The sequence below is a fragment of the Terriglobales bacterium genome (assembly GCA_035567895.1).
In the GTDB taxonomy this organism is placed as follows: domain Bacteria; phylum Acidobacteriota; class Terriglobia; order Terriglobales; family Acidobacteriaceae; genus Gp1-AA112.
This window is the reverse complement of the sequence record DATMPC010000110.1, coordinates 89,573-115,424: the sequence shown is the minus strand read 5'-3', so window position 1 is coordinate 115,424 and position 25,852 is coordinate 89,573. Positions and strand designations below refer to the sequence as shown.

At 56.9% G+C, this 25,852-nt stretch carries 18 protein-coding genes; 13 read left to right on the top strand and 5 right to left on the bottom strand.

Features of this window, described 5'->3' with window-relative positions; genetic code table 11:
• Positions 1–13: 13 nt before the first annotated feature.
• The 7 genes from rpoC to VNX88_24050 all read left to right on the top strand — a co-directional run bounded on the left by rpoC (position 14) and on the right by VNX88_24050 (position 11,766).
• Positions 14–4,204 carry a DNA-directed RNA polymerase subunit beta' gene (rpoC, locus tag VNX88_24080; protein HWY71768.1) on the top strand — a complete coding sequence of 1,397 codons (4,191 nt, stop codon included), beginning with the start codon at positions 14–16 and terminating at the stop codon, positions 4,202–4,204.
• A 196-nt stretch (positions 4,205–4,400) separates the two neighbouring features.
• A complete protein-coding gene (locus tag VNX88_24075; protein ID HWY71767.1) occupies positions 4,401–6,095 on the top strand; it encodes a 30S ribosomal protein S1 in 1,695 nt (564 codons plus the stop codon).
• A 193-nt stretch (positions 6,096–6,288) separates the two neighbouring features.
• Entirely contained in the window at positions 6,289–6,966 is a 678-nt protein-coding gene (locus VNX88_24070; GenBank protein ID HWY71766.1) for a response regulator transcription factor, read from the top strand.
• 8 nt (positions 6,967–6,974) lie between these two features.
• Positions 6,975–8,738, top strand: coding sequence for a HAMP domain-containing sensor histidine kinase (locus tag VNX88_24065; GenBank protein ID HWY71765.1), 1,764 nt, complete (start codon positions 6,975–6,977; stop codon positions 8,736–8,738).
• 53 nt (positions 8,739–8,791) lie between these two features.
• Complete coding sequence (locus VNX88_24060; GenBank protein HWY71764.1) at positions 8,792–10,342, top strand: hypothetical protein; 1,551 nt, start codon at positions 8,792–8,794, stop codon at positions 10,340–10,342.
• A 5-nt stretch (positions 10,343–10,347) separates the two neighbouring features.
• Positions 10,348–11,055: a hypothetical protein gene (locus VNX88_24055; protein HWY71763.1), complete on the top strand. Its 708-nt coding sequence runs from the start codon at positions 10,348–10,350 to the stop codon at positions 11,053–11,055.
• Between the two features lie 123 nt (positions 11,056–11,178).
• A complete protein-coding gene (locus VNX88_24050) occupies positions 11,179–11,766 on the top strand; it encodes a hypothetical protein (GenBank protein ID HWY71762.1) in 588 nt (195 codons plus the stop codon).
• A 102-nt stretch (positions 11,767–11,868) separates the two neighbouring features.
• Here VNX88_24050 and VNX88_24045 read toward each other — a convergent pair whose 3' ends face one another.
• Both VNX88_24045 and VNX88_24040 read right to left on the bottom strand, forming a co-directional pair.
• Complete coding sequence (locus VNX88_24045; GenBank protein HWY71761.1) at positions 11,869–12,366, bottom strand: LytTR family DNA-binding domain-containing protein; 498 nt, start codon at positions 12,364–12,366, stop codon at positions 11,869–11,871.
• A gap of 265 nt (positions 12,367–12,631) precedes the next feature.
• Positions 12,632–13,408 carry a DUF3011 domain-containing protein gene (locus VNX88_24040; GenBank protein ID HWY71760.1) on the bottom strand — a complete coding sequence of 259 codons (777 nt, stop codon included), beginning with the start codon at positions 13,406–13,408 and terminating at the stop codon, positions 12,632–12,634.
• A gap of 255 nt (positions 13,409–13,663) precedes the next feature.
• Between VNX88_24040 and dnaG the strand changes: the two genes are divergently transcribed.
• Entirely contained in the window at positions 13,664–15,457 is a 1,794-nt protein-coding gene (gene dnaG / locus VNX88_24035; protein HWY71759.1) for a DNA primase, read from the top strand.
• A gap of 54 nt (positions 15,458–15,511) precedes the next feature.
• On the opposite strand, the gene VNX88_24030 is transcribed toward dnaG, so the two are convergent.
• Positions 15,512–16,600, bottom strand: coding sequence for a class I SAM-dependent methyltransferase (locus VNX88_24030; protein HWY71758.1), 1,089 nt, complete (start codon positions 16,598–16,600; stop codon positions 15,512–15,514).
• Between the two features lie 243 nt (positions 16,601–16,843).
• Complete coding sequence (locus VNX88_24025; GenBank protein ID HWY71757.1) at positions 16,844–18,706, bottom strand: amidase; 1,863 nt, start codon at positions 18,704–18,706, stop codon at positions 16,844–16,846.
• Positions 18,707–18,969: 263 nt separating this feature from the next.
• On the opposite strand from VNX88_24025, the gene VNX88_24020 reads away from it, so the two are divergent.
• The 5 genes from VNX88_24020 (at position 18,970) to VNX88_24000 (ending at position 24,765) form a co-directional block, all read left to right on the top strand.
• Positions 18,970–19,839: an ABC transporter ATP-binding protein gene (locus tag VNX88_24020; protein ID HWY71756.1), complete on the top strand. Its 870-nt coding sequence runs from the start codon at positions 18,970–18,972 to the stop codon at positions 19,837–19,839.
• 259 nt (positions 19,840–20,098) lie between these two features.
• A complete protein-coding gene (locus tag VNX88_24015) occupies positions 20,099–21,682 on the top strand; it encodes an acyl-CoA carboxylase subunit beta (GenBank protein ID HWY71755.1) in 1,584 nt (527 codons plus the stop codon).
• Positions 21,683–22,129: 447 nt separating this feature from the next.
• Positions 22,130–22,651 (top strand): hypothetical protein, encoded by a 522-nt coding sequence (locus tag VNX88_24010; protein HWY71754.1) that lies wholly within the window; start codon positions 22,130–22,132, stop codon positions 22,649–22,651.
• 174 nt (positions 22,652–22,825) lie between these two features.
• Positions 22,826–23,695, top strand: a complete 870-nt coding sequence (gene bla, locus VNX88_24005) for a subclass B3 metallo-beta-lactamase (GenBank protein HWY71753.1) — start codon at positions 22,826–22,828, stop codon at positions 23,693–23,695.
• Between the two features lie 122 nt (positions 23,696–23,817).
• Positions 23,818–24,765 carry a DUF5996 family protein gene (locus tag VNX88_24000; protein ID HWY71752.1) on the top strand — a complete coding sequence of 316 codons (948 nt, stop codon included), beginning with the start codon at positions 23,818–23,820 and terminating at the stop codon, positions 24,763–24,765.
• A gap of 71 nt (positions 24,766–24,836) precedes the next feature.
• On the opposite strand, the gene VNX88_23995 is transcribed toward VNX88_24000, so the two are convergent.
• Positions 24,837–25,730, bottom strand: coding sequence for an SDR family oxidoreductase (locus VNX88_23995; GenBank protein ID HWY71751.1), 894 nt, complete (start codon positions 25,728–25,730; stop codon positions 24,837–24,839).
• Positions 25,731–25,852: the final 122 nt, after the last annotated feature.

The window sequence follows — 25,852 nt, the reverse complement described above, 5'->3', positions numbered from 1 at the left end:
AACGGAGGACACTTTGTACCGTTCGAGCCCGTTCGATCTCGGCAACAATATCACTGACTTCGACAGCATCCGGATTTCCCTGGCCTCGCCAGAGCGTATCCGCAGCTGGTCGCACGGCGAGGTCACAAAACCGGAAACCATTAACTACCGCACGTTCAAGCCGGAGCGTGATGGTCTTTTCTGCGCCCGCATCTTTGGTCCTGTAACCGATTGGGAGTGTCTCTGCGGCAAGTACAAGCGCATGAAGCACCGCGGAGTGATCTGCGACAAGTGCGGTGTTGAAGTTACGCTCTCCAAAGTTCGCCGCGAGCGGCTTGGACATATCGAGCTCGCATCGCCGTGCTCGCATGTCTGGTTCTTCAAGGGCCTGCCTTCGCGTATCGGCCACTTGCTTGATATCTCGCTGCGCGAACTCGAATCGGTTCTCTACTTCGAGTCGTACGTAGTACTTGATCCTGGTGACGCTCCCGTGAAGGAAGGCGAGGTCATCAAGGAAGAGACCAAGTTTCGCGAACTCGATCAGCAATTCCGCGCCACCGGCTTCAAGGCCATGATGGGCGCAGAATCGATCAAGGAACTGCTCAAGCGCGTCGAGGTCGAGGAACTCTCGACCGAGCTGCGCGAGAAGATGAAGCACGAGACTTCTCTTCAGAAGAGGCTCAAATATGCGAAGCGGCTGAAGGTTGTCGAGGCGTTCCGCAAGTCTGGAAACAAGCCTCAGTGGATGATTCTCGACGTGATCCCGGTGATTCCGCCGGAGCTGCGTCCCTTGGTGCCGCTGGATGGCGGACGTTTTGCGACTTCTGATCTGAACGATCTCTATCGCCGCGTTATCAATCGCAACAACCGTCTGAAGAAGCTGATGGACCTCCACGCTCCTGAAGTGATCGTGCGCAACGAAAAGCGCATGCTCCAGGAAGCGGTAGACGCGCTGTTCGACAATGGCCGCCGCGGCCGCGTGCTGCGCGGAGCGAACAATCGTCCGCTGAAATCGCTTTCAGACACTCTGAAGGGCAAGCAGGGACGGTTCCGCCAGAACCTGCTCGGAAAGCGCGTCGACTACTCGGGACGTTCGGTGATCGTTGTCGGTCCCGAATTGAAACTCCATCAGTGCGGCTTGCCGAAGAAGATGGCGCTCGAGCTATTCAAGCCGTTCATCTATCACCGGCTGGAGCAGACCGGACAGTGCACGACCATCAAGCAGGCGAAAGAAATGGTCGAGCAGCAGGAACCGGCGGTATGGGACATCCTCGAAGAGGTGATTAAGGATCACCCGGTGCTCTTGAACCGCGCTCCCACGCTCCACCGCCTTGGCATTCAGGCTTTCGAGCCGGTTCTGGTGGAAGGCAAGGCCATCAAGATTCACCCGCTGGTCTGCACAGCGTTCAACGCCGACTTCGACGGCGACCAGATGGCGGTTCACATTCCGCTCTCTCCGGAAGCCCAGGTTGAAGCCAGCGTTCTGATGCTGGCATCGCACAACATCCTGTCGCCCGCATCGGGACAGCCGATTACCGTTCCCACTCAGGATATGGTGCTTGGTCTGTACTACCTGACCAAAGGCCGGCCCGGAGCCAAGGGTGAAGGCCGTGCGTTCGCGACCGTCGAAGACGTGTTGCTCGCGCTCGAAGCCAGGCAGGTGGAGACGCTCAGTCCGATCCGCCTGCGTTACAGCGGCGAGGTTGTGGACCTGACCAATGCCTACGACGATCAGGACATCCTTCACACCGAACCAACGAACTACGAGCGGCAATATCTGAACACGACTGTCGGTCGCGTAATCTTGAACGACTCGCTTCCGAAGGGCATGCCGTACATTAACGGACTGCTCAAGAAGAAGGGTATCGGACAGCTCGTTAACTTCGCGTACCTGCGCTTTGGCCTTGAGACGACCGTCAAGATGCTCGATGGCATCAAGCAGCTTGGCTTCACTTACGCCACGCGCGCCGGACTGTCGATCGGCATCGATGACATGGTCATCCCCGACGACAAGTACACGCTGGTGAAAGACGCCGAGAAGCGCGTGATCGACGTTCAGCAGCAATATCTGGACGGCGCCATCACCAACGGCGAGCGCTACAACAAGGTCATCGAAATCTGGTCGGGCATTACGGAGAAGGTTGCCGATGAGATGTTCGACGTGCTCAAGCAGCAGGACAAGGCTGGCGCGATCAATCCGATCTACGTCATGGCCGACTCCGGCGCTCGTGGATCGAAGCAGCAGATTCGTCAGCTCTCCGGCATGCGTGGACTGATGGCCAAGCCCTCGGGCGAAATCATCGAGACGCCAATTACGGCGAACTTCCGCGAAGGCTTGAACGTGCTGCAGTACTTCATCTCGACGCACGGTGCGCGTAAGGGACTGGCAGATACGGCGCTCAAGACCGCCGACTCCGGCTACCTCACGCGTCGTCTGGTCGACGTGGCACAAGACGTGATCGTCTCCGAGCAGGATTGCGGAACGCTCGATGGCATCTACGTCGGTTCCATTGTGGAATCGGGCGAGATCATCGAGCCGCTGCGCGACCGAATTGTTGGCCGTGTGTCACTCGAGAAGATCAAGGACTACGAAGGCAACGTGATTGTCGACGTGAATAGCGAGATCACCGAAGACCTTGCGATTGCGATCCAGGCTGCCGGCATCGAGCGTGTCAAGATTCGCTCAGTGCTCACCTGCGAATCCAAGCGCGGTGTCTGCATCATGTGCTACGGACGCAACCTCGCTTCCGGACGCATGGTGGAACTCGGAGAAGCTGTCGGCGTGATTGCAGCGCAGTCGATCGGCGAGCCCGGAACGCAGCTCACGATGCGTACCTTCCACATCGGTGGTACGGCGTCGCGAGTCTCGGAACAGTCGCGACTCGAAGCCAAGAACAATGGCTCGGTGCGCTTCATCAATCTCCAGACTGTGAAGTCGAAGTCCGGAGACCTGGTGGTCATGAACCGCGCTGGATCAATCGCAATCGTCGACGACCGAGGACGCGAGAAAGAGCGTTATTCAGTTGTCTACGGCGCGAAGCTGAAGGTTGGGGACGGGGATCACGTGCAGCTTGGGCAAACGCTGGTTGAGTGGGATCCGTACACCTTCGCGATCCTCACGGAAATCGGTGGCACGATCCAGTTCAAGGATCTTCAGGAAGGCGTCACACTGCACGAGGAAGTGGACGAGGTGACTGGATTGTCGCGTCACGTAGTCGGCGATTCGCCAGACGAAAAGCGGCAGCCGGCGATCGTGATCAAGGGCGGCAAGAACACTCGCCGCTACCTGATGCCGAGCCGCGCGCACTTGATGATTCAGGACGGCGATGAAGTGCATCCGGGTGACGTGCTGGCAAAGATCCCGCGCGAAACCACGAAGACGAAAGACATCACCGGCGGTCTGCCGCGTGTGGTCGAACTCTTCGAGGCCCGCAAGCCGCGCGAGACCGCGATCATCAGCGAAATCGATGGCGTGGTGAAGTTCGGCGAAGTGGCCAAGGGACAGCGCAAGATCTATGTCACCGCGGACAACGGAACGGAGAAGGAATACTCAGTTCCGCGTGGTGTACACATCAACGTGCAGGAAGGCGAACGCATGAAGGCGGGCGAACCGCTCATGGATGGTCCGCTGAACCCACACGACATTCTCGCCGTGCTCGGAGAGAAGGAACTGCAAGGCTATCTGGTGAACGAGATCCAGGAAGTTTACCGTCTGCAGGGCGTGAACATCTCAGACAAGCACATCGAGACGATCGTGAGACAAATGATGCGCTGGGTGAAAGTCGAGGATGTGGGAGACACGGCGTTCCTGCTCGAACAGCAGACCGATAGATTCCGCTTCCGGGAAGAGAACGAGCGTGTGATCGCCAACGGTGGCCGCCCGGCGACGGGTCGTCCGCTGCTCCTAGGGATCACCAAGGCTTCACTCTCGACGGAGTCGTTCATCTCGGCAGCGTCGTTCCAGGAGACCACGCGCGTGCTCACCGAAGCCTCTATCCAGGGCGCGGTCGATCACCTACGCGGACTCAAGGAGAACGTCATCGTGGGACGCCTCATCCCGGCCGGTACCGGCATGGAGTACTACCGCAATGTGCGCCTCTCGCCAGAACTCGAGCAGGCGGCTGCGAAGGTACAAGAGGAAGTCTCGCAAGCATACGCCGAAGCCGAACGGGCTTTGGAGATCATGCGCCAGGAAGGCGAAACGGAAGAGCTGGCCGCGGAATAGCTGCTGGCTTTTAGCGACAACATTCAAAGCCGGGCATTTTTGCCCGGCTTTCTTTTTTGGTTCTGCACACAGTAGAGACGCAGCATGCTGCGTCTCTACCATGCTGCTTGCGCGTGCATGTCTCTTCAGGTCGGCGTGCTCGGAGTGGCGGTGTTATCTTTAGAGGTGCGAACCAGCATCAGATCCGAATTCTGTCATGTCCAATCCCAGCATTCCCGAATCCCAATCCGATTCCGACGCAAACGAATCATTTGACGGGCTGCTCTCTCAGTACGAGCGCAGCCACTCGCGCAAAGGCGAATCCGGCAATCAGATTGAAGGCACAGTAGTCGCTGTTTCTGCGGAATCCGTATTCCTCGATATTGGCTTCAAGACTGAAGGCATCCTGTCCCTGGCAGATCTGCAGAATGTCGGTAAGACGGCAAAGCCCGGCGACAAACTCCACGTCACCGTCAAAGGACGTGGCCCTGAAGGCTATTACGAGCTCTCACTATTCAAAGTGATTCAGCCAACGGATTGGGCCTCTCTTGAGAAAGCCTTCACTGAGAAGCAGACCATTTCGGGAACGGTCACTGGCGTTGTCAAAGGTGGGTTGAGCGTGGACATCGGAGTACGCGCATTTATGCCGGCTTCGCGCAGCGGAGTGCGTGATGCGGCTGAGATAGAGAAGCTGATTGAGCAGGAGATTCGCTGCCGAATCATCAAGCTGGATGTTGCCGAAGAAGATGTTGTGGTTGATCGTCGCGCAGTCGCCGAAGACGAAGAACGCTTGGTCAAGGAGCGGCGTTACTCCGAGATGCAGGAAGGCGACATCGTGCGCGGCGAAGTCCGTAGCCTCGCGGACTATGGTGCATTCGTCGATCTTGGCGGAGTCGACGGCCTGCTGCATGTAGGCGAGATCGCCTGGAGCCGCGTCAACAAACCCGCCGCCGTGCTATCTGTGGGCCAGCAGGTAGAAGCCAAGATCATAAAGATCGATTCTGAAAAGCGGCGTATTTCGCTCAGTATGAAGCAGCTTCAGCCGCGTCCCTGGGACTCCGTCTCCAGCAAGTACAAGCCCGGTGAACGTGTGCGCGGAGTCGTCACCCGCTTGATGGAATTCGGAGCCTTCGTGGAACTCGAGCCGGGGATCGAAGGACTCATTCATATCTCCGAGATGTCATGGGCGAAGAAGGTGAGGAAGGCGAGCGATGTCGTGAAACCCGGCGACAGCGTAGAGGCCGTAATTCTCGGCGTCAGCCCGGCAGAACGACGGATTTCTCTCGGTCTGAAACAAGCGCTCGGAGATCCGTGGGAAGATGCTGCAAAGCGGTTCATTCCGGGAAGCGCGGTCGAAGGTCCAGTGACCAGCATTATGAACTTCGGAGCCTTCGTGCAGGTCGCAGAAGGCATCGAAGGAATGGTTCACGTCAGCGAGATCAGCGCGGAAAAGCGCATCAACCATCCGCGCGATGTGCTGAAAGTCGGTCAAACCGTCAAGGCTCAGGTGCTCGCCATCGACAAGGAGAAGCGCCAACTTCGCCTCAGCATGAAGCAACTCGTCCCCAGCGGTCTCGATGAGTACATCGCAGAGCACAAAGAAGGAGATGTCGTTACAGGTCGCGTCATCGAGGCGTCGAGTCAGGAAGCGAGGGTGGAGTTGGGCGAGGGTGTGCAGGCGACTTGCCGGGTCACCAGCGTGGCTCCCCAAAAGCAGGAATCGCTGGCTACTGCCGGAGCTGATTTGTCGGCCCTGACTTCAATGTTGAGCGCTCGCTGGAAGGGCGGTTCGCCTGCGACAACCAGACCGCAATCTGAAGCGCTGGCGACCGGCCAGATTCGGAGCTTTCGGATCACTAAGCTCGATCCAGCGGCCAAGCAGATCGCTGTGGAACTCGGCCAGAAGTCCTAGGATCCATCCCTAGGCAATGGTTGAGCGGCCTCGTTTTTACAGTTCTATGACAATCACAGCGAAATGCATTGATATGGTGAGTACGCATTCATCGGAGCCACGTGCCTGATAATTCGGAGGGACGGCCTGTCGCCCGAAGGCTTTTGGTTCTGTAGATTTGCGTACATAATCTATGGAGCTTCATTCTGGTTCAATGCAACGAATCCTAGTAGTTGAAGACGACCCCAAGGTTCAGAAATCCATGACGCGGCTCTTTGAGCCGGAGGGGTTCGCCGTCGAAATTGCTGGTGACGGGCTTCTCGGCGTGGAGGCGTTTTCAGCTCGCCCGGCAAACGTTGTGCTTCTGGATCTGCGCATGCCCGGAATGGGTGGCAGGGACGTGTGCCGAGAGATCAAGCGGCTGTCCGCTTCTGTGCCCATCATTGTCGTGAGCGCAACGTCCGACGAAATGGACAAAGTGCTCCTGCTGGAGTTGGGAGCCGACGATTACGTCACCAAACCGTTTTCTCCGCGCGAATTGCTGGCTCGAGTTCGGGCTGCGTTGCGTCGTTCGGCACGGGCGCCACTCGAGGAAAGGTTTACCTTCGATGAAGTGGATGTCGATTTCACTCGCATGCAGCTTACCCGGGGTGGGGAGCTGATTCCTTTAACCGCGCAGGAGTTCAAAGTGCTCAAGTTCATGGTGGAAAATCGCGAGCGTGTAATTTCGCGGGATGAGCTACTGAACGAAGTGTGGGGTTACAGCGAATACCCCAGCACCCGAACCGTGGACAATCACATCATGAAGCTCCGGCAGAAGCTTGAGCCGGAGCCGGCAAATCCGGCTCACTTTCTCACCGTGCATGGAGTCGGCTATCGTTTTGTTCCTTAGACAAACCTGTGAGCCTCCGCGCCAAATTCCTGCTTGCTTTGCTGCTGATCTCGGGTGGTCTTACGACTGCCAGTCTTGTAGTGGTCAGGCGTGTAGTCACGAGCCACATCCGTGAGCAAATCGTGCAGGACTTGCAAAACTCTTTTGCCACGTTTCAAAACGTCCAGGGCCAGCGTGAGAGCGCGCTCGCGCATTCGGCCGACCTAATGGCTGACCTGCCAATCGTGCGGGCGCTCATGACGACGCGACACCCGGCAACAATTCAGGATGCTTCGGTCGGACTGTGGAAGACCTCAGGCAGCGACCTGTTCATGCTCGCCGACGCGAGCGGAAACGTGATGGCGCTGCAGGCAAGTTCGATCGACATTCCGGTTCCCGAAGCCCAGCAGCAGTTAGCGCAATCGATGCCTCCAGGAAATCCCACCCTGTGGTGGAGTTGTGGAAGTCATTTGTTTCAGGTTGCTGTTCGGCCGATTTACCTCGGTCCCAAAGAGTTGAATCGTGTCGTTGGATTCTTGGCATTAGGTTCGGAGATCGATGAAAAAGTAACGCGGCAGTTGAGCGAAGTGGCCGCGAGCGAAGTGGTTTTCCGAGCGGGCGATCGCTTCATTCGGACTACTCTGACGCCTGCTCAAGCAACGGAGTTGGAGGCTAACGGTTCGCCTGTGTTTGCAGCTGGAAACGCCGAGCAGATTCAACTGAACGGCGAACGCTTCCTCGGAAGGGAAGCCCAGCTTTCAAAAGCTCCCGTGGCAGTGAGGCTGACCGTGTTGAAGTCACTCGACCAGTCGAGCCGATTTATCAGCCACCTCGATCGAGTTCTAGTTGGCCTCGGTGCCCTCGCCCTTTTGCTGGGCGCCGGCCTGGTCTGGATTATTTCGCGCACCATTACACAGCCGCTGAGATCCCTGGTTGCAGGTGTGCGCGCCCTGGGCAAATCCGACTTCGAGTTTCCTGTCACTTCGTGCGGCGGTGATGAGGTCGCGGAACTTACGTCCTCGTTTGGACGAATGCGCGCCGATCTGCAGCAAAGCCAGAGACAACTGATCGATAGTGAGCGCCTGGCGACCATTGGCCGGATGGCCAGCTCCATCTCGCACGATTTGCGGCACCATTTATCGGCCATCATCGCGAATGCCGAGTTTCTGAGCGACGACCGCCGCCGGAGTTCAGAGCGCGAAGAGCTGTATGAAGAGATTCAGACAGCCGTTCATCAAATGAACGAACTGATCGATTCGCTACTGGAGTTCTCCAGAACTCGCGAGTCGCTTCGTCTCAGTCCATCGCGACCGGAAGAGGCAATTCGATCCGCAATCCACACGATCCGTATGCGGCCGGAGTTCCGCAACATTCGTATCGAAATGGGATCGCACGAGACGATCGAAGGCGCCTATGACGTGAGAAAACTCGAAAGGGTCTTTCACAACCTCTTATTAAACGCGTGCGAAGCAGTGTCCCCCACTGCAGGGCAAATCAACATTGATTTCTTTGAAAACAAAAACGAGATCGAGATCCGCGTCAGCGACAATGGACGCGGCATCCCGGCCTATTTGCAGCAGAGGATCTTCGAACCATTCTTTACCCAGGGCAAGGCAAACGGTACCGGATTGGGTTTGACGGTGACGCAAAAAATCGTTGAGGACCATGGTGGGGATCTTCGCCTTGAAAGCAGCTCTCCGAAGGGAACAACCTTTGTCGTTACGCTGCCGCTTGGTCCCAAGGAACCGACCGTTAGCTTCGGGACCAGCAGTGCCGCCACGGTAACGCCGTAGTAAAAAGAAGAAAGTCTTGTCCCCGCCTCACACTCAGAAGGGGGTCCAAATCCATGACTGGGCAGATTGCTCGAGTAGTAATCGCACTTCTCTTCGCGTGCCGCATCATGGCGGCTCAACAAACATCCGGCGGAAGCCCTCCCAGCTCGGAGTCGCAACTCGCCAATGCTGTTGAGCAACTGCAAAAGCAAATTGCGAAGCTGGAATCGTCCGTCGAAGAGCTCCGGACCGAGGCGAGCCGCTATCGCGCTGAAACTCTGGAACTCCAGCGACGATTGGAGCAGATCTCGCCCCCGCAACAGGCGCAGGTCCAATCTGAGATCGCTGCGGACGTCGGCTCTGGTGAACAATCGCAGCCAGCTGCCAGATCCTCCACAGCAAGGCTGTCAAAGCTCGAAGAGGAGTATGAACTTCTCACCGGCAAGGTCGATGAACAGTATCAGACCAAGGTCGAGAGCGGATCGAGATACCGTGTGCGCTTATCAGGGCTCGTGATGCTGAATATGTTCAGCAATCGTGGTGTGCCCTACAGCGTCGATTCGCCCGGCGTCACGCCACCGACCTCCATTTCATATGGCGGTGGGTCATTTGCAGGAACATTGCGTCAATCGCAAATAGGAATCGAAGCTTTCGGACCCGAGTGGGCCGGCGCAAGAGTTTCGGGCGACCTCAGATTCGATTTCGCCGGTGGGTTTCCCAACACGGGAGACGGCGTTACTCTTGGATTGATGCGCCTGCGTACCGGAAACGTACGACTCAATTGGTCGCACACTTCATTGACGGCCGGGCAGGATTCCCCACTGTTCTCACCGCTTTCACCGACATCTGTGATTTCACTCGTGTACCCTGAGTTTTCCTACAGCGGCAATTTGTGGACGTGGACGCCGCAAATCAATGTTCAGCACTGGTTCGCACTGCCAAACTCGCAGCGGCTAACGTTGGCGGCAGGAATTGTCGATCCACTTACCGGCGAACTTCCAAGCTCGCAGTTCGAGCGCCTGCCACAAGCCGGCGAAGCTTCACGGCAGCCTGGATATACGGCTCGCATCGGCTGGTCAAGGGCGACTTCGGAAGATCGTCCACTCGCAATCGCGGCGAGCGGTTACTTCAGTCGTCAAAATTGGGGATTCAATCGCGGTGTGGACGGTTGGGCTTTGACCTCGGACTGGCAAATTCCCGTAATCAGCCGCTTTGGTCTGAAAGGCGAATTCTATCGCGGTCGAGCACTCGGTGGCTTCGGCGCAGCAGCCGGAACAAGCGTTCTCCAGTCGGACTCTTTGCTAAACAGATCGGCAGTCGTTCGCGGACTCGATACCATTGGCGGATGGACGCAGGCCAGCTACGAGGCGAGCCCTGTAGTGCAGTTCAACGCCGGCTATGGGCTCGACAATCCGTTCTCAGATCAAGTGCGGCAAATTGCGGCCGTGCAGAATCTTTTCTATCCGAGACTCGGCCGGAACCGCAGCGCAATGGCGAATGTGATCTACAGGCCACGTTCAGATTTGCTCTTTTCACTGGAGTATCGCCACATCGTCTCCTCCAGGATTGGGCAAGCCACTGCTTCTATCGAGAACATTGGTATGGGAATCGGACTGCTGTTTTGATCCAGATGACTCGCTATAGAACCTTCATTCTTTCCCTGACGGTTGCACTTTGTTGCGGAGCGGCGACCTGCCTTCAGGCCGCCGATGTTGTTGGCAAAGTGCAAGTCGCCTCCGATAAGAACGAGGATGCGTCAGGAGTTGTCGTTTCCCTTACGCCGGTAAATTCGGCTCAAGCGGCATCGTTGAGACGGGCTCCCATTCGCTCAACGCTCACGCAGAAAAACAAAACGTTTTCACCGCACCTGTTGGTGATCCCGCCAGGATCTGTGGTTGAGTTCCCGAATCGGGATCCGTTCTTTCACAATGTCTTTTCCTTGTTCGAAGGAAAGAGATTTGACCTGGGGCTTTATGAGTCTGGCACAAGCCGCTCGGTAAAGTTCGATCGGCCAGGAGTCAGCTACATCTTCTGCAACATCCATCCACAGATGAATGCCATTGTGATCTCGCTGGATACGCCTTATTACTCGCTCGTCGATAGCAACGGATCGGTGAAGATGCCAAATGTCGAGTCTGGAGAATATCTGCTCCAGATCTGGGCGGAAGGACTAAACAGCGAGGAGATGGGGAAACTCTCTCGCCGCTTTACAGTCGGCCAGGAGCCGGTGCAACTCGGAGTTATTCAAGTGCCTTCCGGCGAGAGCCTCGCCCAGCACAAAAACAAATATGGGCGTGACTACGACTCGGCTGCGACTTCATCGTACGAGCCGCACTGAGCAAGGGCCGCTCTGTCCCACCGAATCTCTGTGGCATGACAAATCCTTGACAACCGCCACTATGTCCCTCGCTTAGCTTGGCCATCTGTGAATCCCAAACAGATTTCTCAAGGAGGAACGATCATGAGGAGAATTCTGAGCCTGACTATGTCGCTTGGCCTGCTGTACTCAGTTGCTATGTTCGCAGGAGACGACAAAGATAAGAAGGACAGAGATCAGCCTGCAGACATTACGGTCGATGTGCGCGACTACTGCGATCCGGTCAGTTTCGCCAATATCGGCTGCGGACGCGATACATCAAGCGGCTTTATCACGCTCTCTGGCTTTGGACAGGAACTCGCCGCAGACAAATCGGTGGGCGCTTGGCGGTTCGTTGCCTCGCAGAATAACGCTGAAGAGGGCGCGAATCTGAGCCTTAAGAATTCGGGCGGGGAACTCCACACGTTCACCCGAGTGAAGAAATTCGGGGGCGGATTCGTTGCCCCGCTGAATGCTGGTTCCGGCAATAATGTTCCGGCACCGGAGTGCGCTCAGGTCGTCAACGGCATGCTAGTGCCACAACAGCCAGGGCCTGACAACATCTTCTTGCCCGCTGGGATGTCAGCCACTGCCCAGGTGAAGGAAGGCGAAGCCGCGAACTTTCAATGCTGCATTCACCCCTGGATGAGGACCACAATTAATGCTCGCGAAGACAAGCGGGAGAATCACTGAACTACGCAGGAAGGTTTAGCAGAAGCGATTAGAGGACCCAGAAGTCTTGGGTCCTCTAATTCTCTGGGCTAGAAGATAGAGATAAGCCCGGTCTGCAGAAGTCTATGCAAGGGCTCGCAAAGCGTTCTGAGCTTCCTTGTGTTTCCGGCTCACGACCAGCTCTCTTCCGTTGAGGAGCGTGAGCAAACTGTCGCCGCGGCGAATCGGCCGGCAGTTCTTTACGTGCCTGAGATTCACAATGGTGCAGCGATGAATTCTCACGAAAGTCGTAGGATTTAGACGGGTCTGAAATTGCTTCAGCGTAGAGCGGACGCGGTAGCGTAATCCGCCAGCATGTACTTCAACATAGTTGGCAGCGGATTTTATGAACTCGATTTCCGCTGGGATCAGCGAGACAAGCCTCCCCTTGCAGACAATTCTGAGGAGACCCCCAGGATCAGCAATCGCCGGACGAAATTGGGTGACCCTGTCGGCTATGGCCAGGGTAGGGGTGACAAATCCACTATTGCCTCGGTCATTTACAAAGGGCTGAAAGTCCTTTTGAGCGGGAATGGTTGGCGTTTCGAATCGAATTGGCCGAGGCACTTTGAGTGGCTGCATTAGCGGACGAACCTCCAGAAAACTAACTGTTCGTCACAGTACCGTCACTGAAATCATGGATTGTCACCAAGATGTCTGCGCATTGTAAAAAAGAGTTTGCTGGCGGGAGAACTCAAGGTAGGTCTGGCCGCCCTCGGCCGGGTGTCCGCGTCAACCTGCTTTGACGGCTAGTTGTCTGACGAGGAGTTAAGTTCGTTGCAAGAGCCGAAACCCGGCGGGGCGCCAAGATCCCCATTGCTTACTGCGTCGAACAACTTATGCTCTCCTATCGGCTCCCGACCTGAAACTCAGCGCGGCAGCCATGATCCACCCATACGCTGTCACGGTCGTAGCCCCAGCTATAACCGAGGCGGCACGATGACTCACTGATCTGCCGGACGATCTTGACTCCACCACGAGTGTCAATTGGACAATCCTGGCGCGTTCCGAGATCCGACGAGCACTTCATGCTGCCGACGTAGACAGGATCTCGGCCACCAGCCCATCCATTACGGCGGCCGGTCAACTGAAAATCTGCACGACAGCCGTGATCAACCCAAACCCCGCGGCGATCGTATCCCCAGCTATACCCTTCACGGCAGGGAGAGCCGCTGCGCTGCCTGGTCATCGTCGCTCTTCCCTGGATGTCGCTCTCGCAGTAGTGGCGTCCTCCGTCCTCGGACGAACACGTAAGCTGCATCGTCTCTTCACCGCGGCGCCCATCATCGCGATAGCGGTCTCTGTCGCGGTCGCGATCTCTGTCTCGATCCCAATCGCGATCGTGATCTCGGACAACAGAAGAGGGATTGTTGACGAGAAAGTCCGCTCGGCAGCCGCGATCGACCCAGACACCATTCTGGTCGAATCCCCAGGTTGAGCCTTGTGTGCAGACCGATTTGCTGCGTTGCCGCTGCATGCTCACACCGGCGCGCGTATCGGCCGGGCAGTAGTGCCGCCGACCGTCTTCCGAGGCGCAGGTTAGGGCGTATTGGGCAAAGCCTTGCCCGCAAGCTGCTACCAGAAGCAGAGCAAGAACGAGAGGCGAGAGTGCTTTTCGACGCATAATCGCCCTCATAGTTGCACGCTTTTGTGGCGGGCGATAGTACATGCAAGTGTCCTGCGTAAACATGAACGAAAGTAACTATTCGGAGGGCCAGCGCTAAGAGAACAACTCGGTGGCCGTTCGGCGGAGTCTTGGCTGACGTAGGTTCTGGGTCCGTTTCCCACGGGAAATCCTCCTTTCCCACAGATTTGTCACAGCCAACCTCCTCTTCTTGTACCCTGTTATCTGACGACTCCGCGACAATTGATTTCTTCTGTGGCGACGGCATCGACATTTTCCCAGGACCTGAAGCAGCAGGCGGACATCGTCCGTATCATTGGGGATTACATTCCGCTCAAGAAGGCGGGAGCCCAGAACTTCACTGGATTGTGTCCCTTCCATAAGGAGAAGTCGCCCTCCTTTTCTGTGCACGCCACGCGGCAGTTCTTTCACTGCTTCGGCTGCGGAGCCAGCGGCGACGTCTTCACATTCGTTCAGAAAATCGAGAACATCACCTTTCCCGAAGCCATCCGGCGCGTGGCGGAGAAGCTGGACATTCCCGTGCCACGTCAAACTTACTCAGGTCCTGGCGAGGCTCTCGAGGCGAAGCAGCGAGGGGTGCTGCTCGACATGCACGAAAGAGCGTGCGCGTTCTTCGAGGAGCAGTTGCGGCGGCCAGAAGGTGCTCGAGCGCGGGAGTACTTAGGCGGTCGCGGGCTCACCGAAGAGACGCTTCGCCGTTTCCGAATCGGCTTTGCTCCCGACTCGGGATTTCTGTTGCGTGACCGTCTTCGCGGGATGGCCGAGGAAGAGATCCTAAAGCTTTCCGGACTGATGTCCTGGAAGCAGGAGGAAAACCAGAATACTAACGCTCCCGGAGCGGCTCCCTCGGCTGGAAATGTCACAGCTCTGTACTCCAAGTTCCGCAACCGCGTGATGTTCCCCATCTGCAACGAGCAGGGCAAGGTGATTGCATTTACTGGCCGAACCCTGGACACGAATGAAAAGGCTGGGCCTAAGTATCTGAACTCGCCGGAGACGCCGATCTATTCCAAAGGCCGGGTGCTCTTCAATCTGGACAAAGCCAAAGAGGCGATCCGTCATCTTGGATACGCGATTCTGGTCGAGGGAAACGTCGACTGCATTTCTGTGTTCACGGCCGGCTTCCAGAATGTGATTGCCACTTCGGGAACGGCTTTTTCTGAAGCACAAGTCCGGTTGCTGAGCCGATTCACAAAGCAGGCGGTCGTCAACTTCGATCCTGATACGGCGGGAGCGGCGGCCACTGAGCGATCGCTCTCGATGCTGATTGAGGAAGAGTTCGATATTAAGGTGCTGACACTCGAATCTGGCTTCGATCCCGATTTGTTCATCCGCCGCAAGGGCGCGAAGGCATACGCCGACGCCCTAATGCAGGCGCCCAAGTATTTTCCGTATCTCATCGGTCGCGCGATCAGCACTTTTCCGGTGAAGACTCCAGAGGGAAAAGCGAAGGCGGTGAATTACCTGCTGCCTTACATCAGGCGAGTGCCACAGGCGATCGTGCGCGACGAACTGGCGAACGACGTTGCGCAGCGATTAGGCATCGACTCGGCGCTGGTGCGGCAGGAGCTTCGTCATGCGGCGACGAATCGCGGTGCGGCGTTCAAGGCACCAGCCGATCCGCAGATCAGCGAAGCGGAAAAGATCATTGTGCGCCTGCTCGCACCTGATGCATTGCCCGAGCTGGATTACTTGCGCACGGCAACGACGGATGTATTGTCGGCTGAAGCCCTGATTGATGGACTTCCATCGCAGATTCTGCTGGAATGGCTGCTCTCTCCGATGGAGGGCTCCACTGGATCGGAATCGGATCAGCGCCTACTCGCCCAGATACTGATGCAGGAGTCAGATGAGATCACGCAAGAATTGGTCGAGTCGGCGATCGAGGCACTGCGAAGGCGACGAATGGAACGTCGCAAACGCGAGTTGAACACTAACATCGCAGAGGCTGAGCGCAAGAATGACGTTGGTGCTCTCGCTGTGCTGTTGCAGGAGAAGGTGGCACTTGAGAAGGCGTCGCGGGAGTGAAGAGTTTTCCACTCAGGATGACAGCCAATAGACTTCAAATCGAGATGACAGAACCTACTTTTTGATCTCAAAAAACTGATTGAACGGATTTTCCAGTGCAAGCTTCTTGAACTGGGTAAAGCCCGCAAGCTGCGCCACGCGACGCGCATTTCCCTCTCCCATTCCGGCCCCGTATCCTGCTCCGCCGTAAGCCAGCGAACAGGTCATGCACTGCAAGGTGCTTACGGAGTAAAAAAGCTTTCCCAGCGGATTGATATTGTCTTCCACCTTGTCGCGCACATTGGGCTCGATGCAGAACCAGGTGCCATCTGCTTTCAGCGCACCATAAATGGAACGCGCGCATGTCTCTGGCGAGACCATGTCATGCAGGCAGTCGCACGTCATTATCAGATCGAAGTCGCCGGACTGCGGCAGCAGGTTCGCCGAACGTTCCTCAAAGCGCAGATGATCCGCAACTCCTTCTTTGGCCGCGAGCGAATTCGAGTAGGCGATGTTGGGACCGTAGTTGTCATAACCCACGAATTGCGACTTCTGAAATGCCTTTGCCATGTTGAGCAGGGCTTTACCGCGTCCGCAGCCCACGTCCGCTACCTTGGCTCCGGCTTGTAGCTTGCTATGTACTGCCGGCATCGCTGGAATCCAAGTGGAAGTGAGAAAGTTGTTGTACCCGGTTTCAAATAGACGTTCAGTGCCTTCGAAGGTATCGTGCGTGTACTCGGTGTACGGGACGCCACCGCCTTTGCGGAAGGCCTCGATGATCTTAGGAATGATGCTGTAGTGATCGGGAATCATCTGCGCAGCCCCCATGAGGAACACCGGACTGCCATCCTTAGCGAGAACCAGCCCATGTTCTGCAGACAAAGTGGCGCGTCCCGTATCGGGATTGTAAGAGAGGTATTCGGCGGCGATCATTGCCTTCATCCACTCGCGGAGATATCGCTCGGTAAGCCCAGTCTTCTGCGCCAACTCCTCCGAGTTCACGGGCTTGCCATCGGCCATCGCTTTGAAGATGCCAAGACGGTCGCCGATATAAATCAATGGCGTGTTCATAGCCGCAGCCAAATCGCCAACTACTTTGAATGCAAATTGAAGCGCCTGATCGAGATTGGGGCTGGTTGTCCCTGTGCCTGGCGTTGTGGCCATGAAACCTCCTGAGAACAGGAGAAGAAGCGTATCCCAAACCAGGGAGGGTCACAAGTACGGCTTCGCGCTGAGTATGCAACAAAAAAACGGAGCGCCGGGCGCCCTCGCCCGGCGTTTTTCGGCAACAGCCAGCCAGCGTATGCTGACGGTATTCGTCTCAGCTCGAGTACGAAACTCAACAGTTCGGGTGCACTCCGCAGTTCGCCGGGCGAGGGCGCCCGGACGCTCCGTTTTGTTGTTCCTTTAAGATTTGCGCTCGGCCATCGCCGCATCCAGATCCGGATGTTTCAAGTGAAATCCGCTGGCGTCCTGATAGGCCTTTGCAAATGCCAACAACTTAGCCTCGCCGTAAAGTGAGCCGAGGAACGTGAGGCTCACGGGGGTGCCGGGGCCGCCGGCGCCATCATCTTCACCATTCTCTTTGCGCGGAGGTCTTGGCGCATCCGGCCCGCGGAATCCGTTGGGCAGAATTACCGCCGGGTGTCCGGTGAGATTCGTCGCCACGAGTTGTTGACTGAATGTAGGCGCGACGATTACATCGATGTTCTCGAACAGCTTCTTCCACAGCTCCATCGCCTGCATCCGCGCGCGATTTGCCTGGATGTACTCGACTGCTGGCGTAAGCCGTGCAATGCGGAATGCGTTTGGCCAGTCATCCGGCGATTGTTCGGTGAGAAGCTTGTCGCGTCCGGAACGCGTCAAGTCGTCAAAAGCCGCGGCGGCTTCGGCGAGCAGCAGGGACCTCATTGCCCCATACGGCGTTTTGGGCAACTCAAGCGGAGTCATCTTCACACCCATTTCCTGGAGCTTGGCAATCGTTGAGTCGTTGAATTGCTGGTCGTACTTCCGCATCGCCAGCCCGCGTTCACGTGCCCGGTTGCGCTCGTCGCGTTTCTTCTGCTCTTCCGGTGAAGTTGGCGCCGCTTCCGCTGGAGGCTCGGGTGGAGGTTTGAATTCAAATTCCTCTTTGAAATAGCCGACGCGCAGCTTGCGCCAGTCGAGATTCGCGTCCCAGTTAAAGGCGACGTCATGAACCGTGCGATCCCCGCCGTCGGGACCATAGATCGCGTTCAGCACTAGCGCGGTATCTTCGACGGCGCGGCAGATCGGACCAAGCTTGTCCATCGTCCATGAGAGTGCCATCGCTCCCGTGCGCGGCACCAGGCCGAAAGTCGGACGCAGTCCCGTGGCTCCGCAGCGGGTCGAAGGAGACGAAATCGAGCCGAGCGTTTCCGATCCGATGGCAAATGCAACGCAGCCCGCGGCGGTTGCTGAAGAAGATCCGGCAGAGGATCCACTCGAACCCTGATGCGGATTCCAGGGATTGCGCGTCATGCCTCCGAACCACTTGTCGCCTTGTGCGAGCGCGCCCAGCGTGAGCTTTGCTACTAAAACAGCTCCTGCCTGGTCGAGGCGCTTCACGACGGTGGCATCTTCGTCGATGTTCTGCTGCTCGAATCCGCCCGCGCCCCAGGTAGTGCGATAGCCCTTGACGGCAAGAAGATCCTTCGCCCCCCACGGTAGTCCATGCAGCGGACCGCGATATTTGCCGGCCGCAATCTCTCGATCGGCTTCTTGCGCCTTCGCATGTGCGCGGTCTTCGGTGAGCGTGATCACGAACTTCAGGATCGGATCGTACTTCTTCAAGCGCGTGAGATACATGTCAGTAAGAGCAGCCGATGACACTTTGCGTGTTCTAACTAGTTCCGCCAGTTGGCGAACGCTGTAGAAGGCAACATCCTCGATATTCTTCGGAGCACCACTTATATTCAGCGCCGGAGCGCTGGACATGCGTAGCGGACGCTTCACGGTCTCAAACTTCATTCCAGGAAGCACTGGATCGAAGACGTAAGCGGGCGCCACCGAGTTTGCGATGTGCAGCTTGTAAATCTCGTCGTAGTTCTTCCTGTTTTGGTCCAGACTTTCGAGCATCGTTTCGCGCAGATCGTCGGGAATGGGGACGTCGGCGATATCTGCCGCGCTGCCAATCATCTCCTTCGTAACCTTGCCCTGAGGTTCGGCCATGCCCCAAAGCACGCCGGGAAAGAGCGTTGAAGTGAGTCCCAACTGCGAACAGACGGCGAGAAAGCGTCTGCGATCGAGCATCGTGTGTAGGTCCTCTCCGAAGCGTCTAAAAACCGGCAATTATAGCCGCCGGGATGAAGTGGGAAGGCATCTTCACCACGGAGACACGGAGGCACGGAGAAAAGCCGGATGAAACCACAAAGGACACGAAGGAACACAAAGGCGAATGTAGGAATCGTTATGCCCATCCTTCCTTCGTGATACTTCGTGCCCTCTGTGGTTGATTTGGGTTGTCCGTTCTTGCGTCGTGAGATTCCGTTTTCGTGTGATATGAATGCATGAGCATGTCCCCGCCCCTTCTCAGTGTCGAGCATCTCGATATCTCCTTTGGCTCAACGGCGGCGGTCCGTGACTTGAGTTTCTCCATCGGCACGGGAGAGTCGGTCGGATTGGTCGGGGAATCCGGCAGCGGGAAATCCGTTACATCATTGGCAATCATGCGACTACTGGCTCCTCAGGCGCGCGTTAGCGGAAGCATCCGCTTTGCCGGAGAAGAGCTGCTCAGCGCTGCAGAAGAGCGGATGCGCAAACTTCGCGGACGCGCTATAACCATGATCTTCCAGGAACCGATGACCGCGCTGAATCCGCTAATGCGAGTAGGCGACCAGGTAGCCGAAGCCATCCTCGCGCATGAAACCATCCGCGGCAAAGAAGCTTGGACGCGCGCGGTAGCCGCGCTCGACGAAGTCGCAATTCCGAATCCCGCAAGCAGGGCGAGAGATTATCCGCATCAGCTCTCTGGCGGACAGCGTCAACGCGTGATGATTGCCATGGCCATCGTGAATCGCCCGCAATTATTGATCGCCGACGAGCCGACTACCGCCCTCGACGTAACTGTGCAGGCCCAGATACTCGATTTGCTCGCGCGATTGCGCGAGAAGTTTTCGTTGTCGATGCTTTTCATCTCCCACGATTTGGGCGTGGTTTCGCAGGTTGTAGATCGAATCGCCGTCATGTATCGCGGACAAGTGCTCGAAAGCGGAAAGGCCCAGCAGGTTTTCACGGCTCCGGCGCACGAGTACACGCGCGGTCTGCTCAAAGCAATCCCTACACTTCATAGCAATCGCGAGGAGGCACTGGCGATGGTGGAGGCCCGGCAATACGCCGACTTGCCGCTGAAAGAAGTGGAGAGAGGGCATTGGGCGCGGGTTTGAACGCGTCAATCAACAAACGAAAACCGAACACGGATCGGACGGATGCAACGGATCGGACGGATAGCCATTTCTGGATTTGGGATGGAAAGGGAGCAGATATGCTTACACTTGTTCAGGAATTGGAAGCGGTCACTCGTTTACAGCGAAGTCTCGCTCCACATTCATCCGTCCGATCCGTTAAATCCGTCCAATCCGTGTTCTAGCTTTGGATTTTGTTCTTGCCTCTTCCAGAAGTCGCGTCTTTTATAATCGCCCTTCCATGAACCTCGAACAAAAGCTCGAAGACTTGAAACGGCGCGAAGCTGCTGCCGAAGCCGGCGGTGGGCAGGAGCGGCGCGAGCGCCAGCACAAAGAGGGGAAGCTCTCGGCTCGCGAGCGCATCAACTTTCTGCTGGACGAAGGCACGTTCGAGGAGACCGACCGCTTTGTCACACATCGTGCCACCGACTTCGGCATGGACCAGCAGAAAGTGCTCGGCGACGGCTTCGTTACCGGCTATGGACGTATCGAGGGCCGGCTCGTCTTCGTCTTCGCGCAGGATTTCACGGTCTTCGGCGGCTCGCTCTCCGAATCTAACGCCGGCAAGATCGTGAAGATCATGGACATGGCCATGCGCGTCGGCGCTCCTCTCATTGGCCTCAACGACTCCGGAGGCGCGCGCATTCAGGAAGGCGTGATGTCGCTCGCCGGATACGCCGACATCTTCCTGCGCAACACGCTCTCCAGCGGAGTAATCCCGCAGATCTCGGCGATCATGGGCCCGTGCGCTGGTGGCGCAGTCTACTCACCGGCCATCACCGATTTCGTCTTCATGGTCGATAAAACCTCGTACATGTTTGTCACCGGTCCCGACGTAATCAAGACGGTCACGCACGAGGAGGTCACCAAAGACCAGCTTGGTGGCGCGACTACGCATAACGAAACATCAGGAGTAGCGCATTTTCTAGCGCACGACGACGCCGAGTGCCTCTCTATGATTCGCGAGCTCATGACCTTCGTGCCGTCCAATAACATCGACGACCCGCCGCGCCGTACCACCACCGATCCCGCCGATCGCGCCGACGCGGAGCTCGACAGCATCGTTCCAGCTCAATCGAATCAGCCGTATGACATCAAGGACGTAATAACCCGCGTAGTCGATGATGGCTACTTCTTCGAAGTACAGGAGCTATTTGCGAAGAATCTTGTCGTAGGATTTGCGCGCTTGAACGGCAGATCGGTGGGAATCGTCGCCAACCAGCCTGCATTTCTAGCCGGCGTTCTCGACATCAACGCGTCGGACAAAGGCGCGCGCTTCGTACGCTTTTGCGATGCCTTCAACATCCCGCTGGTCACGTTCGAGGATGTCCCCGGCTTCCTCCCCGGCACGCAACAGGAGTATGGGGGCATCATCCGCCACGGAGCCAAGCTGCTCTACGCCTTCGCCGAAGCCACCGTTCCCAAAATGACAGTGATCACGCGCAAAGCCTATGGCGGCGCATATTGCGTCATGTCGTCAAAACATATTCGCACCGACGTGAACTACGCGTGGCCAACTGCCGAGATTGCAGTAATGGGTCCCGAGGGCGCCGTGAACATCGTGTACAAGCGCGAACTGGAACGCGCCGCCCAGATGGGCAAAACCGAAGCCGAGCGGACAGAGATACTGGAGCGCGAACGCAGCAAGAAGATCGAAGAGTTCCGCGAGCGCTTCGCCAACCCCTACGTCGCAGCCGAACGCGGATATATCGATGCCGTAATCCGTCCCCGCGATACCCGCAAAAAGCTGATCGATGCGCTAGAGATGCTCGACACCAAGCGCGAGAAGAACCCGCCGAAGAAGCACGGGAATATTCCGCTGTGAAAGCAGCGATAAGCGATCGGCTATAACAGGCTGCGGAAAAACTCGTGAGAATGACGGGTAATCAACGGCGGTTCCTAAGACTGTCATCCTGAGCCCCTGTTTTGGGCGAAGGATCTCCCGGAATGCGTCGAACGTACTTGCAGTTGTGTGGCGTTTTGCCAAAAAAACCTGCATTCTCGTGAAAGAGCCACATCTGCTGCAATCAAGTCTGAAATATCGCGGGAGATCCTTCGCCAAAATAGGCTCAGGACGACAGTCTTTAGAAGTTCCACAACCGTTTTTCCGCAACCTGTATAAGCCAAACCGGGGAAAGAAATTGCACGCTGGGCCGTGGTAGCGGATAAGGGTCCCTGCCTCAGCAACTCTGCTTCAGCTCTCTTCACAATCGCTTAAAAGTTCGCGACAAAGGCGCCGAACGTGGGTTTGCGCTCTATGAGGAGAGGGCACATGACCTACACCAGCATCTATGAAAGACTGGGCGCACTCACTACTAAGGCGATCAAGAGCACCCGTTTTGTGGCACTTGCCATAGTTGCAGCCTTCACGTTAGTGGCACTGCAGCCCGCACAGGCTCAAAGTTCGGACACCTGGAAGAGCGTAGCCATCATCGGCGGATCCACCGCGGCCGGCGCCATCATCGGACACAAGATCGGCGGATCGACAGGCACATTCGTGGGAGCAGCAGTGGGCGCATCGGCGGGATACGCCATCGACAAGCGCCGCCGTCAAAACCAATACGACCGGTACGCCTATGGCGATAACGGCTACGGCAACTACGATCCCTACTACGGCGACAACGGCGGATATTACGGAAACAACGGCGGCAACTACGGAAATAACGGCGGGTACTACGGAAACGGTGGATACAGCGGTGGTCCCGACGACAACGGCGGATATGCCTACCCGGCGGGATACCAGAGCAACAACTATCCCGTACAGAACAATCGGTCCTGCCGCCAACGGCGCTGACGCAAGCAAGTCAATCTGTTTTCTGATGCTGTTGCCCTAACAACACTCATCCCTCGCGTCCGCCGCGGCGGACGCGGGGGATATGTTGTTTTTCCACATTCGCACGACGGGGAGTAGCGCAGGCAGACTTCCTCCAGCCCTCGCACCTAGTGCATCATTATCGTGATGGTCGTGATGCTCACTCGCCTACTCACCTTCTTCTTTATCCTAACCGCAAGCCTGTTCGCGCAAACCGACCCAAGCTGGACCGAGCCATTCCCGGCCCACAAGATCGTCGGCAACGTGTATTACGTCGGCAGCCGCGGGCTAGCTTCGTATCTGATTGCCACGCCGCAGGGAAACATCCTCATCAACAGCAACCTTGAGAGTTCTGTTCCCCAGATTCGCAGCAGCATCGAGAAGCTGGGTTTCCACTTTTCCGAGGTGAAGATCCTGCTCATCAGCCACGCCCATTGGGATCACGACGCCGGAAGCGCCGCGCTAAAGAAGCTGACGCGAGCTCAGTACATGGTGATGGCCGGCGACGCCCCGGTAGTTGAGTCCGGAGGCAAGGACGACTTCCAATATGGGAATTCACCCGCCAATCTCTATCCTCCGGCGAAGGTCGATCGCGTTCTGCACGACGGTGACGAAGTCAGGCTCGGCGGCGTCGTGCTGACCGCGCACTTGACGCCGGGACACACGAAGGGCTGCACCACGTGGACACTAAAAGTTAGTGAGGCAGGAAAAACATACAACGTGGTGATCGTCGGCAGCCCGAATGTGAATCCTGGATACAAGCTGGTGAATAACCCTCAGTATCCAGAGATTGCTGCTGACTACGAGAGCATGTTTCGCGTACTCAGGCAGCTGCCGTGCGATGTTTTCCTGGGTGCGCACGGTAATTACTACAGCATGGAGACAAAGTTTGCGAGACTCAAGAGCGGCGGAGCGAATCCATTTGTCGATCCAGACGGATACAAGAACTTCGTATCCGACAAAGAACAAGCCTTCCGCTCCGAACTGGCAAAACAAATGGCAGCAGAAAAGAACAGAGGCAACTAACGCCAGTAGGAAACTCTTTGAGCTGAAACGAGAGCTGTTGCGATGGCTATAATGCACACCAGTTTCGCGCAACTACGATCGTGGCGACGTGGCGGGGAACTCTCGGAGGCAGAGCTGGGACCATGAGGGAATCCATCGACAATAGCCTGCTCGACTCGCCTGAGTGCTGGCCCGCATTACCGCTCGAAGCATGGAAAGATACGTACGCCACGCTCCACATGTGGACGCAGATCGTCGGCAAAGTGCGCCTCGCGCTTACGCCCCTGATCAATCAATGGTGGAACGTTCCGCTGTACGTTTGCGCACGCGGTCTTACTACTTCTTCTATTCCCAGCGACAAGCGCGCGTTCGAGGTGCAATTCGACTTTATCGATCACAAACTCGCGTTGTTAACCAGCGATGGCGCGGTCAGAACTCTGCCGCTGGTCTCCCGTTCGGTCGCGCAGTTCTATCAGGAATTCATGGAGCTTCTGGCCAGCGCCCACATAGACGTGAAGATCTGGAAGATGCCGAGGGAGATCCCCAACCCAATCCCGTTTGACCAGGACCGTGTCCACGCCACATATCAGCCGGAATACGCTCACAGGTTCTGGCGAATTCTTGTATCGGTAGATCGAGTATTCACCGAATTCCGTTCGCGCTTCATCGGAAAGTCCAGTCCCGTACATTTCTTCTGGGGCAGCTTCGATCTCGCGGTCACGCGCTTTTCAGGACGCCGCGCTCCGGAGCGTCCAGGAGCCGACGCTGTTACCCGCGAAGCCTACTCCCACGAAGTAAGCAGCGTCGGTTTTTGGCCAGGCAGCGGCGATGTGAAAGACGCAGCGTTTTATTCCTACGCGGCTCCAGAGCCTCCAGGATTCCGCGAATACACTGCGCAGCCGGAAGGCGCTCACTACAATCCCCAACTCGGCGAATTCATTCTGATGTACGACGATGTACGCAGTGCCCCCTCGCCCAGCAAGGCGCTACTCGGCTTCTGCCAAAGCACCTACGAAGCGGCAGCAAAGCTCGCCCATTGGGATCGCCAAGCCCTGGAAAAATCCCGGACCGGCACGGCCGACGCAGCCTAAGGAAACCCTCCACTGTCGCCGGGTAGTGTTGAGCAATTCCCTGTGAGCCGAAAGGTGCTGATTGCTGATTCTTACGCCACCTGGCGTTCTGCCCGGCGCAGCGTCATCAGGTCACTCAAGCCAAAGGCCTGCATCGCGCCGGTTTGGAACTGCAGCGCGAGATCGTTGAGCGGTTGAGCCTGCCGGGGGAATGCACCCACCGGAGAGCGTACCGGACGCGACCCGGCCGGCATCTCGATCAGTTCCAACACTCGATCGGCAACCTCTTGTACATCGTTGGTATTGTTGGCGAGGCCATCGAAGATTTTGCGAGGTACTTCGGCAACCGCTCCGTAATCGGCGGCTCTGGCCTGATCGGCCCCCTCAGCAGCGTTTGCAAAGATCGCCGTGGGATACTCCCCCGGTTCCACGATAAGAGAATCGATCCCTAATTGGGAAACCTCGTAGCGTAGTGTCTCTGCCATAGCTTCGAGGGCAAACTTGGTCGCGCAGTAGAGCGCCATCGAGGGCAGAATCAGCCGCCCGGCGATGCTGCTGATGTGGATCAACAAGCCGCTTCGCCGCTGGCGCATGTGCGGCAACACCGCCCGATTTACACGCAACGGACCAAAGAAATTAGTCTCAAAGATCTGTTTTGCCTGCTCCGCGGTGAAGGATTCCAGCAGTCCTGAGTAGACAACTCCAGCGTTGTTCACTACTGTATCGATCCTGCCGGCTTCCCGAATCACGCGCTCCACCGCCTGATCTACCGACGCATCGCTTGTGACATCGAGCTCAACGAAGCGCAGCCGCAGATTCTCCTTGCGCCCCAACTCCTCCAGATCCGCCGCGCGACTCCGGTTGCGACCCGTCAGGTCGCGCATCGAGGCAAAGACCGTATAGCCACGCTGCGCAAGCGTGATGCTGGTAAGCCGACCGAATCCCGTGCTGGCACCGGTTACAAGAACAACGTCGTTGTTAGCCATGAGTTCCTCCATTCCTGCAAAGCTAGCTGAATATACTCCAACGCGGTCGTAAAAGTTTGCAGGTCACATGAAAGGTCTTGCTCGGTATATTGATCGAAGAGTGCGGGGTTACTGCGACACGA